Source organism: Catenulispora sp. GAS73 (genome assembly GCF_041262085.1).
GTDB lineage: Bacteria > Actinomycetota > Actinomycetes > Streptomycetales > Catenulisporaceae > Catenulispora.
The window spans coordinates 214,574-229,773 of record NZ_JBGCCM010000005.1 but is presented as its reverse complement, the minus strand read 5'-3'; the positions used below and the strand labels follow the sequence as shown (position 1 = coordinate 229,773).

The window sequence follows — 15,200 nt, the reverse complement described above, 5'->3', positions numbered from 1 at the left end:
CGTCAGACTCAGTCGGCGGGCGGCCCGGTCCGCGTCAGCTGCACCATCTCGGCGGTCACCGCCGCCAGCCGTCGCTGGTCCTTGTCCGCCTCGGCCGCGCGACGCCGGGCGGCGCGCACGAAAGCGGCGCGCTCGCGTTCCAGGATCAGGCGCACGGTGGGATCGGCGTGCTCGGCGCGGTCCAGGCCCTCGATCCACACCGTCTCCACGAGGTCCTCGGCCTCGCGGACCAGCGCCCGGCCGCACAGCTCCCGCATCAGGCGTTCGCATGCCGCCTTCTGCCTCGCCGCACGATACCGACGCCAGGTTGCCGGGCCGAACATCATCCACCACCGCCTCGTCACACTCGGGCCATGGGCGACTCAAACTGATCGCGACCGGTTGCCCCGGATTCTGCGTCGTAAACGCCGCCGCCGCCATCCGGCAGCCGGTTCGCAACGAGAGCGACACCTGCGCGAGCTGTGAAGACGTGCCGCCGAGCGTGCTGGTCCATCCGGTCGACGTGCCGGGGAGGGGGTGGTCGGCGGGTCGGCACGGAAATCCTGGTCGACGATGGACTGACCTCGTCGTCAACTGACGAATCGGGGCAGATCGTCATCCGCCCCGATCAGCTCCTTCATTTCGATCACTCCCGCAGCAGCTGCAGATCTATCGCGTCCGCCATCGCCTTCATCCCCGCGTCATTGGGATGCAGGTGGTCGCCGGAGTCGTACACAGGATTCAGCGACGCGATGTTGTTCAGGTCCCGCATCGTCTGGTCGAAGTCGACGACGCCGTCGAACGCGCCGCTCGTCCGGATCCACTCGTTGACGGTCTGCCGCAGCGTCTCGGCGGTGGGTGTGTAGTACCCGTTGCCCTTGATCGGCATCAGCGTCCCGCCGATGATCCGCACGTGCGCCGCGTGCGCCTGCGCGATCAGTGTCTGGTAGCCGGCGATCAGATCCTGCGCGGTCAGCGGCGCGCCGCCGGGGCCGGCGTTGTTCCCGATGTCGTTGATGCCCTCCAGCAGGATCACGTCCTTCACCCCGGGCTGCCCGAGCGTGTCGTGCCCGAAGCGTTTGAGGGCGCTGACACCCTGCCAGATGTTCGGCACGTCGGTCAGCACCCGGTTGCCACCGATCCCGGCGTCCACGACGCTCAGCCGCTGCGGAGCCGGCCCCGCGCCGAGGCGGTCGGCCAGCAGGTCCGGCCAGCGGGTGTACGTCCCGGTCGAGGAGTGGTAGCCGTCGGTGATCGAGTCGCCGAACGCCACCACGGTGCCCCGAGCCGTCGCCGGGACGACGTCGAGCCCGGCCAGGTAGTACCAGGAGGTCGTCGTGCTGCCGAACGCCGCCGCGCTCTCGTCGCCGCTGTGGTCGCCGGAGGCGAGGTACGTCGTGTCGAAGGCGTCGGAGTGCCAGGTGGAGGTGCCGGTCGGGCCGGGCAGGTAGAGGCTGACGAGCAGGTTCTCCCCGGCGCTGACCGTGATCGGAACGGCGTCGCTGACCATCTCCTGCCCGGCGGGCACGGTGACCGTGCCGGATCGGCCGAAGGTGACAGTCAGGGTGCTGCCACCCACCGGCGTCGCACCGCTGGCCTGCGGCGCGATCGCCACCGCGCTCACCACGAGCGGGCTGCTGCTGTACCGGTTGGACAGCGTGATGCGAGCATCCGAGCCGGCCACGCTGCTGTGCGCGACCATCCGAACGGTCTGGTCGGTGAACGACGGCCCGCCGGTCGTCATGCTCGGCGACCACGCACCGACCCGTGTCCCGGACGCCTGCGCGGCGCCCTGCGGCGCGATCGTCAGCGCGAGGCCGACCATGGCGGCTGCGACGGATCTCAGGACGGCGCGTCTCACAGCTCCTCCAAGGAGACGGACTGCCCGGCCCGCAAGCGCACGGCCTGCGCCTTGCCGTTGACCACCACGGTCGTGCTCTGACCGCCGACGCTGGACAGCCTGGCCCGGGTGACCTTGCCACCCTTCCAGCTGATATCGGCCGTGAAGCCGCCCCGCACGCCGACCCCGGTGACCGAGCCCGAAGCAGCCCACGCGGCAGGCAGCGCCGGCAGCAACTCGACGTACCCGGGACGGGAGTACACCAGCATGTCGACGGCCGCGGACGGAGTCCCGAAGTTCGCGTCGATCTGGAACGCGCCGCTGCCGGCCGAGAGGTTGAGGATGTCGAACAGGTTCCGCGCCGTGCCGTTGCTCCCGTCAGTCGACGGCTTCAGGTTGTTGACATACAACTGGTAGGCGTTCTGCGAGTTCTTCAGGCGCGACCAGCACAGGCTGCGCCACGCGTTGGCCCAGCCGTAGCTGTTCATCCCGCGCGCGGTGAGCAGCGCGGTCGCGCCGGCGACGATGTCCGCGGGGGTCGAACCGTCGGGCCGGATACGGTCGCCGGGGAACAGTCCGAACAGCGGGGACAGGTGGCGGTGCTGGGGATCCCCGAGGTTGTCAGGGGTCATCCATTCCTCCAGCCACCCGGTCGTGGGGCTGACCACCGGGAGGTACAACTGCTGCTGAAGTCCTTGGACGGTCCGGCTGTATCCGGAGTCCCGGCCGAGAACCTGAGCCGCGGTCTGGTAGTGGCTGAACAGGCTCCACACCTGTTCCTGCGCGTAAGTGATGCCCTTGGCGTCGAGCGGTCCCTGCTCCGGTGACCAGTCGCTGTCCGCGATCAGGACTTGCCGTGTACCACCGGAGGGATCCGTCACGGTCGTCGTGATCAGCCGCGCTTCCCAGAACTGCACGGCGCCCTTGATCAGCGGATAGATCTTCGCCAGGTATGCGCGGTCCTGCGTGTACTCGTAGTGCTCGAACAGGTTGTGGCACAGCCACGCGTTGCCGGCCGGATGCCACCACCAGCCGCCTCCGCCGTAGGGGTTGGTGGAGATGGCGATGGTCCAGCCGGCGATCTTCCCGCTGGAGTTGCGGTACCGGTTCGTCGGGCTGTTGAACAGCCGTTGCGTGATGTCGGTCCACGAGGGCAGTTGCGCGAGGCAGTAGTCGGTCAGCGCGTCGAAGCAGTCGGACAGCCCGACGCGGTCGGCCATCCAGTAGTTCATCTGCAGGTTGATGTCGGTGTGGTAGTCGGCCATCCACGCCGGATTGTTGCCGTCGAGCCACAGGCCCTGGAGGTTGAGCGGTAGACCGCCCCGGGACCCGGAGATCATCAGATAGCGCCCGAACTGCACGTACGCGGCTTCCAGCTCCGGGTCGGGGATGTCGTCCCGGGCGCGGGCCTGGATCCGGTCCCAGGTGTCCAGCGCCTTCTGGGACGCGGACGACGCGCCGAAGTCGACGGCGAACGTGCCGAACGCGCCGAGGAAGTCGGCGACGTGCGTGTACAGCAGAGCCGTCGGCGACTGCTGGACCGCGTCGAGGACCTTGGTCTGCGCCAGGCTGAGCGGATCGGCGTCCGGGTTCCGGAAACCCGCCGCGAAGTCCGGCGCGTAGTCGGTGCCGCCGCTGACGACGATCGTGAGGTCCCGGCAGTCGGCGAAGGACAGCGACGTCCCGTTGACGGCGACCGTGCCAGTGCTGCTCTGAGCCGTGAGGGCCGCGCCATACGTCAAACCGTTGGCGAGCGTGCCACCGAACGAGGCGAGCATCTGGGAACTGTCGACGGAAGTGGATTCGCCGTGCGTACCGGCCAGGGAGACGGTGCCGTTGTACGTGCCGCCGCCATGTTGCGTGAATCGCAGGACTATGACGTCGTCAGGTCGGCTGGCGAAGATCTGCCGCTGGTAGGTGACGCCGTTGACGTCGTACGACGTCGTCAGCAGCCCCTGGGCCAGGTCGAGCGTGCGCCGGTAGTTGTTGACCACGCTCAGGTCATGGGCCGGGACGGCGACGGTCAGCTGCGCGAGCAGGGCGAAGGAGCCGAAATCGTTCGCGCTGTAGGGGAACTGGCCGTCGCTCTGCAGCGAGTCGTTGCGGCCGCCGGTCCACAGCGTGTCGTCGGTGATCGTCAGGAACTCGGAGCCGGGGTCGTTGCTCGCCAGCGCCCCGAGCCGGCCGTTCCCGATCGGCAGGCCCTGCGTCATCATCGAGGAGGGGGAGGCGGGCGCCTGCCACCACAGCTGGTTCTTCGCGGCCTGAGCCGGGGCCAGCAGCGGGGATTGCGTCGGACGCACCGGCGCCGGCGTGGCGGCGAAGGCGGGCCGGACGCCGAACACGGTGACCGCGCCGGCTGCGGCGCCGGCCAGGAAGCTTCTGCGAGGGATGTCCATGGTCGTGCACTCCGTACGTGAGGGATGGACGGCGCGGGGCCCGGTCCCTGTCACCGGGCCCGGCCCCGCGCCGGCGGGTCAGGAGGACGCGGGGACGTCGATCTTGTCGATGTCGGGGGAGTACCACCCGTTGCTGTCGAAGGTGATCGTGTTGGCGCCCGCGTTCAGGCCCAGCTGGAAGCTGATGGAGTGGGCGGTGTTCCAGTCACCGCTCGACGGGAAGGCGATGTTCGTGCCGCTGCCGGTGTTGGAGGAGATGGTCGCGGTCCGGTCGGTGCTGCCGTCCACGTAGGCGACGGTGATGGTGTAGATCCCGGCCTTCTTCACCGTGACGCCGTTGAACTGAAGCTTCGCGGTGCCGTAGAGGTTGCCGACCTTCTTCCCGCCCGAGCACTCCGGGCAGGCGACGATCGCGGCGCTGCCGGACAGCGTGTTGTTCGGGGACTCGGCCTCGTAGGCGGTGGTGGTCAGGGTGCTGCCGGCGGGCCGCACGGTGAACAGCCGCGAGCCGTGCGCGGGCAGCGCCTCGGTGATCTGGGTGCGGTAGCTGCCGAGGTCCTGGTGGTTCCACAGGTCGTGTACCGCGGCGTCGCCCTGGAATCCGAGGGCGGCCCAGTAGGCCGTGACGGCTTCAGGCGCGCCGGCGAGGTTGAACAGCGCGACGGTGTAGCTGCCGTCGGCGTTCTTGGTGGCCCAGACCTGCTGGTCGCCCATCGTGCTGATCGGCCGGGCGACCGGCGCACTGCTCTGGTCGACGGCGATGACCTCGCGGTTCGTCAGCAACGACAGGCCGTAGCTGTCCAGCTGGGTGAGGTCGTCGCCGGTGAACAGCGGGGACTTGTTGATGGCCCACAGCGTCTCGTAGCTCTGCCGCTCGGCGTTGGTCAGGCCGTCCATCGTGCCGTTGCCGACGTCGAGGGAGTCCAGGTCGTTCCAACCGCCGGGGGCGGCCACGTCGCTCCACACCGGGGCGTCGTTCCAGCGGGCCTTGACCGAGTTGTCCCAGGTGACCAGCGTGTTGCAGTAGCACTCGACGTCGGTGTCGATGCGCCAGCCGTTCGAGTACTGCTTCCAGGTGGCGGCGGCGCCCCGGTCGAGCGACCAGGAGAGCTCCAGGTGGATGGGGCGGCCGGTGGCGGCGATGGCCTGGTTCCAGGCGGCCACGTCCGGGGTGTTGTCGTAGTTGTCGCCGGACTTGCCCGAGCCGGGCCCGACGCCGTCGACCTTGAGGAAGTCGTAGCCCCAGTCGGCGAGCATCTGCGCCTGGGAGTCGACGTACTTCTGCGCGCAGGCGTTGGCGAAGTTCAGCTTGTAGGAACTGTCCCAGCCGTTGGTGGTGCGCAGGTCCGGATAGACGATGTCGGCCGTGGTGCAGCCCGGGGCGTTCCAGATCGGGACGGTGCCACCGCCGTAGGCTTCCTTCTCCAGGCCGACGGGGAGGTAGATCCCGGCCTTGAGTCCCTTGGCGTGTATGTGGTCTGCGACCGGCTTCATCCCGTTCGGGAAGCGGACCGGATCGGGGGCCTGCCGGGCGTTCTGGTCGTACTCCGGCTTCCAGGTGTTGTCGCGCCACCAGCCGGCGTCGATGTTGACGTAGTTGTAACCGTAGGCGCTGAGGTTGGCCGCCAAGGCGTCGGTCTGCTTCAGGACGTTGGCCTCGGCCAGGTAGCTGTAGCTGCCGTTGGTGTTCAGGCCCGGATACGACGAGGACTGCATGCTCCAGCTCGACCAACCCATGTAGGGCGTGGCGGCCATGGTGGTCGCGGTGGTGGTCGCGGTGGTGGTCGCGGTTGTTCGGGTGGCAGAGCTGTGGGTGCCGGCTTGCACGGTCGCTGCGGGGATGACTGCAGCGACCGTGCCCGCGGAGACCAGGACCAGCGCGGCTCTCGCGATTTTGGGCAGGCGGGGGTACGAGGATGACCGCATGGGTCGAACCTCCTGTGTGGGGTGGGAGATAGGTTTTTTGGTGCTGGGACTGCCTTGGACTGCTTAGTGCGTGTTACTGCGTGTCCGAGCCGATGAAGGACTGGATCGAGGTCGCCGCGGCGCCGCGAGCCCACTCCTCGAACGACAGCGGCCGTGTCATCAGGTCGCACTGGGCCGCGGTGCCGAACGCCGCCGCGACGAACGCCTCGCGGATCCCGTCGGCGAACAGGTCGTAGGCGGCCAGCCCCTCGCCGGAGATGATCACCCGGTCCGGGCCGAACAGGTTGACGACGCAGCCGATGGCCCGGCCGATCGCCGCGCCGGCCCGGGCGTAGACCGCGCGGGCCCCCGGGTCTCCGCGCCGGGCCATCTCCAGTGCGTCGGCCACGGTGGCCACGGGTTCCCCCGAGGCCTCGCGGACGTCGCGCAGGATCGCCGGGTCCGCCGCGATGGCTTCGACGCACCCGTAGTTGCCGCAGTGGCATTGCGGACCGAGCGGTTCGATGGGCAGATGGCCGATCTCTCCGGCCACCCCGTGCGTGCCCGACACCACGCGTCCGTGGACCACGAGGCCGCAGCCGATGCCGGCGCCCACGGTCACCAGCGCGAAGTCCGACAGCCCGACCCCGGCCCCGAACCACTGCTCGGCGACGGTGAGGGCCCGGACGTCGTTGTCGACCGTGACCGGCAGCCCGGTGGCCGTGGCGGCGATCTCGGCGAGCGGCACGTCCCGCCACTCCAGGAACGGCGAGTAGCGGACCACGCCCTCGGCCCGGTCCACGTCACCGGAGACGGCGATGCCCAGGCCCCGTACCGGCACACCCAGTCCGTCGGCTTCCGTGGACAGTTCCCCGACCAGTGCGGTGATGGCCGGGAGTACGGCCTCCGGCTCCCGGTCCGTGAGCCGGACGTGCCGGGCCGCCCGGACCCGGCAGCGCAGATCGGTCAGGACGGCGATGATCTCGTCGGCGGTCACCTTGACCCCGATGAACCACGCCCGCCCCGCGTTCACCCGGACCGGATTGGCCGGGCGTCCCAGAGCGGACCGCGCACCCTCGTTGAGGTCTTCGACGAGGTAGCCCACGTCCATGAGCGGCCGCACCGCCTTGGTCACGGCGGCCGCGGACAGGCCGGCCCGCTGCGCGATCTCGCTCCGGGTGATCGGTCCGTGGGCGAGCACGGTGGTGAAGACCAGGGACGCGGCGGGCGTCGCGGTCAGGACCAGGTCGTCGGCGGGAGTGGTGTGCACGGCCGGAAACCTAGGACTGTTCTTTTCTGTTGTCAATGAAAGAAGTGGGTGCTCTGCGAAGAGTGATCGTTAGTCGTTGATTACCTGGGAAAGCAGTGCCGCGATTGATTTTCGATATTCGATCGAAGGTATGGCCCACAGCCGCCGATCGAGCGGGTCATCGGCGTGTGACGCGGTCGGTAACCGCGGATGAACTCTTGCGCCGATCCTTGTTCGAGGGCTGACATCCTTCCGGCGGCTCCGTATTTTTGGAGTGTGGAGAACGGGATGCACCTCCTCCTGCTCGCCGTCGATCCCGACCGCGACGGACGGCCACGCTTCACGCCCGCGCTCGCGCCGACGCTCGTCCTGGCCGACCTCCTGGACAAGACCAGGCGCGGCCGGCCGGCACCGGACTCGATGGCCGACTATCTGCGGACCCGTGCGCCGGGCCGGTTGGAACGGTACGTCGAGGCCGCCAGGGAGCTCGGGATCCTGGAGGTCAGCGTGCGCCGGGAGGGCTACTTCGGGCACACGCGGATCCGGGTCGCCGACCGGTGGCCGCTGGAGCGGGCCGTGGACCGGTTGGTGCGGATCCTCAATTCGGATCAGCATCCTGATGACAGGGATCTGGCTTTCGTCGTTCTGGCCGAGCAGATGGGGCGCGCGCAGGTGCATCTGAAGGGGCGCAAGCACCGCGATCCACGCCGGCGGCTGGAACTGCTGGTCGGGTGGGTCGGCAGCGGGCGCGGTCGGCATCGGTCGGTCGCGAACGCGGTGCTGTACGACGGCCTTCGGGCCATCCCTTCGACGACAGTGGACCTGGAAGCCTCGTTCGCCGCTCTTCGCTGACCACGGTGGGTCCGCGCTGTGGTGATGCCCGGCGCCGCCTATGGTTGAGGCATGACGACGACTTCACCTTATGGGACCTGGCGTTCTCCGATCAGCGCCGCCGACGTGGCCCGCGGTACGAAGGTATTGGGCTGGCCCGCGATGGTGGGCGACGAGGTCTGGTGGAGTGAGAGTCGGCCCGACGAGGGCGGCCGGATCACGGTCATGCGTTCGGCGGCGGATGGCAGTGGGGACGGAAGCGGGAGCGGGAGCGTGGAGCTGCTTCCCGCGCCCTGGTACGCACGGACCCGCGTGCACGAGTACGGCGGCCGGTCCTGGATCGCGATCCCCGACGACGGCGGGCATTCGTTGATCTTCGCGAACTTCGCCGACCAGCGGATCTATCGGCTCGCGCCGGGCGCGTCCGAGCCGGTCGCGCTGACGCCTGAGCCTTCGAGGCCTGGTGCGCTGCGCTATGCGGACCTGACGCTGTCGCGCGACGGTCGCGAGATCTGGTGCGTGCGGGAATCGCATTCAGACGATCACAAGGTCAGCCGGGCTTTCGTCGCGGTCCCTTTGTCCGGCGCCGGCCCGGTTCGCGTCCTCGGCACTGACACGCACTTCCTGTCCGCGCCCCGGATCTCGCCCGACGGTCGTCGCTTGGCGTGGATCGGGTGGGAGCACCCGAACATGCCCTGGGACGGCACGCTGCTGCGGGTCGCGGAGATCGGCGACGGGGGAGTGCTCGGCGAGCCGGTGACGGTGCTCGGCGGTGCCGAGGAGTCGGTCACGCAGCCGGAGTGGATCGACGACACGTCGCTGTACGCCATTTCGGACCGTTCCGGCTGGTGGAACCTGTACCGGGTCGGCCTCGGGGACGGCGATGGCCCGCAGGCGCTGTGTCCGCGTGCTGAGGAGTTCTGCGCGGCACCGTGGCTCCTGGGCTGGCACACCTACGTCGTGTTGCGCGACGGCAGGATCGTCGTGACGCACGGTCTCGGGAGCGTGGCCCTCGGCGTGCTCGACCCGAAGACCGGTGAGCTGAACGACCTCGACCTGCCGTACACCTCCTGGGGCACCATGGCGACCGACGGAGACGTGGTCACGGCGTGGGCGGCGAGCCCGACCACCGCCTCGCGGATCGTGCGCGTCGACATCGCGACCGGCGCGGCCGAGGTCGTCGCGGAGTCCGTGGACTCGGCGAACATGCCGGACGCCGGCTACCTGCCGGTGCCGGAGGCCGTCGTGTCGACCGGCCCGGGCGGCCGCGACGTCCACGCCAACGTCTACCCGCCGAACAACCGCGACTTCACGGCGCCCGAGGGCGAACTGCCGCCCTACGTCGTGCACGTCCACGGCGGGCCCACCGCGCAGTCCAGGATGGAGTTCAGCCTCGACGTCGCGTACCTCACCAGCCGCGGCATCGGCGTCCTCGACGTCAACTACGGCGGCTCGACCGGCTACGGCCGCGAGTACCGCAACCGGCTGCGCGGCCAGTGGGGCGTGGTGGACGTCGAAGACTCCGTCGCCGCCATCACCGGCCTGGCCGACGCCGACCGCGCCGACCGTACGCGCCTGGCGATCAGCGGCGGCAGCGCCGGCGGCTGGACGACCCTGTGCGCCCTGGTCGGCACGGATGTCTTCGCCTGCGGCACATCCCTGTTCGGGGTCTCGGACCTGACCGCCCTGGCCGAGGACACCCACGACTTCGAGTCCCGCTACCTCGACTCCATGGTGGGCCCCCTCCCCGAGGCGGCACAGATCTACGCCGACCGCGCCCCGGTGAACCGAGTGAGCACCCTGAGCTGCCCGGTCCTCCTCCTCCAGGGCGAAGACGACCCGGTCGTCCCCCACGCGCAGTCCGAGAAGTTCGCCGCAGCCCTCGCCGACAAGGACATTCCCTACGCCTACCTGCTGTTCGCCGGCGAGCAGCACGGCTTCCGCAAGGCGGAGAACCAGATCACGTCGCTGGAGGCGGAGCTCTCGTTCTACGGGCAGGTACTCGGCTTCGAGCCCGCCGGGATCCCCGTCGTGGAGCTGAGGACGGGTCGGGACGCCTCGACCGGGAAGCCGTACATCGATCGGCGGTAGCTCTTCAGAGGTTCCGCTTCCCCGGGGGCGCCGTGTCGGTGTCCCCGGGCCGTCGCGCCGCTGAGCCCGAGTCCAGACACTCGCTGACCTCGTGCGGGTCGTAGTGGCCGAATATGCGCGTCGAGGCGATCGTGTCGAGCCGCTGAATCGCCGCCTTGGGGTTGTAGGCGGCTCCCGGAAGCTGATGAACACGCTTGCGGCCGGTTTCGTCGAGCCGATAGGGCTGCTCGAACGCCTCCTGCCAGCGCTCGATGTCCGGGCCGAAGCGCTCGGCGACGGCCTCTGCGTCCAGTTCGAGGTAGTCACCGATCTCAGCCCAGGTCGCCCCACGTTCGCGCTCGTAGACGACCGCGGCGACGAGGAACTCCTCTGCCAGGCAAGTCAGCACGGCGGCCTCGCTCACCCGGCCGCCGAACCCGACATCGGCGTCGTTGCGCGTGCTGATCAGGGCCGATCCGGAGGCGGAGATGCCTGCTGCGAGGTCGCTGAGCACCAGGCGGGCGAGTGCCGTGCGGGAGAAGGCGGCACGGTCTTCGTCGTATGGGGTCGGTTCTGGCACGGGGCCCAACCCTGTCACCGGATGGTCCGGGTCGGTAGCGGATATCTCGGTGGCCTTCATTTCGTCACGGTCGCAGCGCTGCCGCGACGAAACAAGTCATCACCGCCGGCCGCCGTCAGAACATCCCGTTGTCGTTCGCAGCAGTCTTGGGCACCTCCTGAATGACGTCCCAGTGCTCGACGACCTTGCCGTCCTCCAGCCGGAAGAAGTCCGCCAGCGCGCGCCCGGGGTTGTCCGTGCCGGGCTCCAGATCGAGGTGGGAGTGCGTGGCGACCAGGTCGCCCTCGGCGATCACGCGCTTGATGTCCAGCCGCAGGTTCGGGTACTCGCCCCGGAGCCAGGTCACGAAGCCGATGAAGGCCTCCGGGCCGTCCTGGGCGTCCGGGTTGTGCTGCACGTAGCGGGGCCCGAAGTGGTCGGCGATCGCCTTCTGCGGGTTCCCGCCGAACGCGGTCTGGTAGTAGTCGACGACGACCTGCTTGTTGCGCTCGACGTCCGTCATGGAACGCTCCGATCTGCTGCAAATGATCGCGGATGATCGCGGGTGGGTCCTCAAAACTGGTGTCACTACAACTTTAGCCCACCCTCATGATCGCGCAACCTGGCTATCCTGGGACGCCATGAGTTCCCACACGGTCGACTGGAGTGCGCTGCGGGCCCCGGGCGCCGACGCCGGCCCGGCCGGCGGCCGCCGGGAGAGCCGCAAACGCGCGACGCGCCAACGGCTGGTCGACACCGCCACCGAGATGTTCCTGGAGCGCGGCTTCGACGCCGTGACGGTGGTGGAGATCGCCCGCGTGTGCGGGGTGTCGCCGACCACTGTGTTCAACCACTTCCCGACCAAGGAGTCCCTGGTTCTGGACCTGCCGGCGGACCTCCTCGCCGCGCTCCGGGCCGGGCTGGCCGATCCAGGCACGCCGCCGGTCGAGGCCATGGCGCGCATCCTGGCCGGCGAGCTGGATAACCTGATCACCTGGCTCGAAGCCCAGGACGACCAGGTGTGGGCAGCCGCGGCGGTACAGCGCTTCGAGGCGATGGTCCGCGACACCCCCGCGCTGCGGGCGCACCACCGCGACATGCTCGCCCGGATGACCGACACGGCCTGCGAGGCGCTGGCCGCGAGGGCCGGGTTGGCCCCGAGCGATCCCGAGCCGCAGATCGCTGCGACGGCGCTGGTCGGCCTGTGGAGCGTCCAGGTCAACTCCTCCTGCGCACACCTGGACGGGCAGCGGAACCCGGCGCAGGTCCGCGACGCCGTCACCGCCGAGGTCCGCCGCGCGGCGCAGCTGCTTGCCACCGGCCTGGCCGCCTTCGCATCCTGACCGGCTCGCAGCGCCCCAGGTGTCTGTGCGTCTGTGCGTCTGGGTGTCTAGGCGTCTGCCGGTGGCCCGGTCAGCTGCTGTCGAGCGCACTTGCGGAAGGCCTCGACGAGCCGGTCGCGGTCACCGGACCGCGTCGCGAGGACGACGTGGCTCGGCTCGATGTCGGGCAGCGGCACGGTCGTGAGGTCCGGCCGGATACCGCGGAACCCGGCGGCGACGATGGCGACGGCCTGCCCGGCGGCGATCAGCTCAAGCTTGTCTTCGAGGACTTCGATGGCCGGACCGTCCGGCGCGTGGCTGCCGTCCGGGCGGGGGTCGATCCGCCAGAAGGCGTTCCACGCCGGGTCGGGCAGCTTCGGAAGTGGCTCGTCAGCGATGTCTGACAGCGCGGCCGACTCCTTGCCGGCGAGCCGGTGGTCCAGCGGGACGAGCAGTTCGCGCGGCTCGTCATACAGGACGGTGACGTCCAACGCGTCGGTGGTCAGCGGAAAACGCGCCACCGCCGCGTCCACCCGGCGCTCCAGCAAAGCCTCGCGCGGCTCGTTCCAACTCAGGTCCACGACGTGCACCTCGGCATCCGGATGCAGCCTGTGCAGTTCGCGGACGGCGGCCTCGACGTCGATGTGCCTGGTGTGCCCGACGGTGATGCGGCTCGGCGTGGCCGCCGCGCGCGCCGCCGCCTCGGCCTGAACGGCAGAGCGCAGCAGCGCCCTGGCTCGCGGCAGGAACACCTCGCCGGCCTCGGTCAGGCTGGTGCCGCGCGGACTGCGGTCGAGCAGGCGCGCGCCGAGGCGCTGCTCCAGGGCGCGGATCTGCTGGCTCAGGTACGGCTGGGAGACGTGCAACCCGGCTGCCGCGCGGCCGAAGTGCCGGGCCTCGGCGACCGCGACGAACAACCGCACGGCTCGCAGGCCGAGATCGTCCGCGGCGGCGTACGGGATGTCAGACACCCCTCAACCATAGCAGTAGCTCGCCAACACCAGCGGTCTTGAACTGCAGCCATAAGCAATACGCATTGCATTCAGGAACACGTCTTGGACGGGAACGGCAGCCGGCGCGCACTGTGGAGATCACACCACCGAAGCCAGGAGAAGTCATGATCGTCATCACTACGCCGACCGGTCAGATCGGCCGCCAGGTTCTGGCGAACGTCCTCGACGGCGTGGGTGCCCAACCGGTGCGCGTCATCGTCCGCGACCCGGCCCGGCTGCCGGAGCGGGTGCGTCGCCGCGTCGAAGTCGTCGAAGGCTCACACGGCGACGCCGCGGTGCTCGACCGCGCGTTCCAGCGCGCCGACGCGGTGTTCTGGCTGGTGCCGCCGGACGACCGGGCCGTGAGCGTCGAAGAGGCCTACGTCGGCTTCGCCCGCCCGGCCGTGGAGGCGTTCGAACGCCACGGCGTACGCCGCGTCGTCGGCATCTCGGCCCTCGGCCGCGGCACCGACATCGCTGCCAAGGCCGGCCACGTCACCGCGACCCTGGCGATGGACGACCTGATCGCGAGCAGCGGCGTCGCCTACCGTGCCCTGACGATGCCCTCGTTCATGGACAACCTGCTCTGGCAGGCCGTCCCGATCAAGAACAGCGGCACGTTCTACGGACCGATCGACGCCGACCGCGAACTCCCCTCGGTCGCCACCCGCGACATCGCCGCGGTCGCAGCCCGACTGCTGCTCGACGAGACCTGGACCGGCGTGGCCGAACAACCGGTGCTCGGCCCCGAGGACCTGTCCTTCAACGACATGGCGCGGATCATCTCCGAGGTGCTGGGCGCCCCGGTGCGCTATCAGCAGATCCCGTTCGAGACGTTCACCGCGAACCTCGCCGAGCGCGGCATGAGCCCGGCTATGGCCCAGGCCATGACCGACATGCTGTCCGCCAAGAACGCAGGGCTCGACAACGCCGCCGTCCGCACACCGCTGACCACCAGCCCCACCAGGTTCCGCCAGTGGTGCCAGGACACGCTCAAGCCTGCCATCCGGGCCCAGTAGAGCCGACAACGAGGAACCGACCAATGTCTGACCCCGAGCAGATCCTCGAACGCTTCGCCGAAGGCTTCAGCTTCCAGCGCCGCTCGCCGATCCTGCACACGCCCGGCGACTACGGCCTCGACTACGAGCGCGTCAGCTTCCCGTCCCACGACGGCGTCCCGCTGGAGGGCTGGTACATCCCGGCCCCCGGCTCGGACCGGCTGATCATCGCGAACCACCCGATGGGCTTCAACCGCGCCGGCCTCCCGACGCACCTGGAACCGTGGCGCACGGAGTGGACCGCCAGCGGCAACGCGTTCGAGGTCGACTTCGTCCCCGACTACAAGATCCTGCACGACGCCGGCTACCACGTGCTCGCCTACGACCTCCGCAACCACGGCCACAGCGGCGCCGCCAACGGAGGCGTCACCTCCAGCGGCGTCTACGAGGCGCGCGACGTCGTCGGCTCGCTCGCCTTCGCCCGCAGCCGCCCCGAGACCCGCGACCTGGCGATCGGCCTGTTCAGCCGATGCATGGGCGCGAGTTCCACGTTCGCGGCCATGACACAGTTCCCGGACGCGTTCGACGGTGTGCGGGCGCTGGTCGCGCCGCAACCGGTGACAGCCCGCACCATCGTGGAACGCCGCCTCGGCATGCTCGGGCTCGCCGACCGGATCGACGAGTTCGAGCAGAAGATCATCCTGCGGACCAGCATCGGGTTCGCCGAACGCGACGCCCAGAGCTGGGCGAAGAACGTGCGCGTACCGACGTTCCTCTACCAGGTGCGCGACGACGTGCTCACAGAACCCGGCGACGTCCAGACGATGTTCGCCAACATCCCCGTCGCCGACAAGAAGCTCGCCTGGATCGAGGGCACCACGGCCAGGTTCGACGGCTACCTGGAGTTCCAGCGCCGCCCGGCCCCGATGCTCGACTGGTTCGACAGGCACATGTCATAGGCGCGCGGCGCACTGGCTGCGGTCGGCGCCGTCGTCTGCCGGGGTCGGGTGAGGAGGCTGCCGGCTGCGCGTATCGCGTCGCCGACAGCCCACTGCC

Annotated in this window: 13 protein-coding genes; 5 read left to right on the top strand and 8 right to left on the bottom strand. The window is 69.6% G+C overall.

Annotated elements, in window-relative coordinates; genetic code table 11:
• Positions 1–8: 8 nt before the first annotated feature.
• The 5 genes from ABH935_RS09600 to ABH935_RS09580 form a co-directional block, all read right to left on the bottom strand.
• On the bottom strand, positions 9–257 hold the full coding sequence (locus tag ABH935_RS09600; RefSeq protein ID WP_370377458.1) for a hypothetical protein: 249 nt from the start codon (positions 255–257) through the stop codon (positions 9–11).
• Between the two features lie 368 nt (positions 258–625).
• Positions 626–1,840, bottom strand: coding sequence for an SGNH/GDSL hydrolase family protein (locus ABH935_RS09595; protein WP_370377457.1), 1,215 nt, complete (start codon positions 1,838–1,840; stop codon positions 626–628).
• Positions 1,837–4,218, bottom strand: a complete 2,382-nt coding sequence (locus ABH935_RS09590; RefSeq protein ID WP_370377456.1) for a glycoside hydrolase N-terminal domain-containing protein — start codon at positions 4,216–4,218, stop codon at positions 1,837–1,839. The genes ABH935_RS09595 and ABH935_RS09590 overlap by 4 nt, the downstream gene beginning before the upstream one ends.
• 78 nt (positions 4,219–4,296) lie before the next feature.
• Positions 4,297–6,144, bottom strand: a complete 1,848-nt coding sequence (locus tag ABH935_RS09585; protein WP_370377455.1) for a CBM35 domain-containing protein — start codon at positions 6,142–6,144, stop codon at positions 4,297–4,299.
• Positions 6,145–6,217: 73 nt separating this feature from the next.
• Complete coding sequence (locus tag ABH935_RS09580; protein ID WP_370377454.1) at positions 6,218–7,393, bottom strand: ROK family protein; 1,176 nt, start codon at positions 7,391–7,393, stop codon at positions 6,218–6,220.
• Positions 7,394–7,660: 267 nt separating this feature from the next.
• Between ABH935_RS09580 and ABH935_RS09575 the strand changes: the two genes are divergently transcribed.
• Positions 7,661–8,224: a GPP34 family phosphoprotein gene (locus tag ABH935_RS09575; protein ID WP_370377453.1), complete on the top strand. Its 564-nt coding sequence runs from the start codon at positions 7,661–7,663 to the stop codon at positions 8,222–8,224.
• A gap of 51 nt (positions 8,225–8,275) precedes the next feature.
• Complete coding sequence (locus tag ABH935_RS09570) at positions 8,276–10,294, top strand: prolyl oligopeptidase family serine peptidase (protein WP_370377452.1); 2,019 nt, start codon at positions 8,276–8,278, stop codon at positions 10,292–10,294.
• A gap of 4 nt (positions 10,295–10,298) precedes the next feature.
• Here ABH935_RS09570 and ABH935_RS09565 read toward each other — a convergent pair whose 3' ends face one another.
• Both ABH935_RS09565 and ABH935_RS09560 read right to left on the bottom strand, forming a co-directional pair.
• Complete coding sequence (locus ABH935_RS09565; protein ID WP_370377451.1) at positions 10,299–10,913, bottom strand: hypothetical protein; 615 nt, start codon at positions 10,911–10,913, stop codon at positions 10,299–10,301.
• 55 nt (positions 10,914–10,968) lie between these two features.
• Entirely contained in the window at positions 10,969–11,355 is a 387-nt protein-coding gene (locus ABH935_RS09560; protein WP_370377450.1) for a nuclear transport factor 2 family protein, read from the bottom strand.
• A 118-nt stretch (positions 11,356–11,473) separates the two neighbouring features.
• Here ABH935_RS09560 and ABH935_RS09555 point away from each other — a divergent pair, with 118 nt between their 5' ends.
• Positions 11,474–12,175 carry a TetR/AcrR family transcriptional regulator gene (locus ABH935_RS09555; protein WP_370377449.1) on the top strand — a complete coding sequence of 234 codons (702 nt, stop codon included), beginning with the start codon at positions 11,474–11,476 and terminating at the stop codon, positions 12,173–12,175.
• Positions 12,176–12,222: 47 nt separating this feature from the next.
• On the opposite strand, the gene ABH935_RS09550 is transcribed toward ABH935_RS09555, so the two are convergent.
• On the bottom strand, positions 12,223–13,125 hold the full coding sequence (locus ABH935_RS09550) for a LysR family transcriptional regulator (protein WP_370377448.1): 903 nt from the start codon (positions 13,123–13,125) through the stop codon (positions 12,223–12,225).
• A 146-nt stretch (positions 13,126–13,271) separates the two neighbouring features.
• Here ABH935_RS09550 and ABH935_RS09545 point away from each other — a divergent pair, with 146 nt between their 5' ends.
• Positions 13,272–14,165 carry an NAD(P)H-binding protein gene (locus ABH935_RS09545; RefSeq protein ID WP_370377447.1) on the top strand — a complete coding sequence of 298 codons (894 nt, stop codon included), beginning with the start codon at positions 13,272–13,274 and terminating at the stop codon, positions 14,163–14,165.
• A 23-nt stretch (positions 14,166–14,188) separates the two neighbouring features.
• Positions 14,189–15,103 carry an alpha/beta hydrolase family protein gene (locus ABH935_RS09540; RefSeq protein ID WP_370377446.1) on the top strand — a complete coding sequence of 305 codons (915 nt, stop codon included), beginning with the start codon at positions 14,189–14,191 and terminating at the stop codon, positions 15,101–15,103.
• Positions 15,104–15,200: the final 97 nt, after the last annotated feature.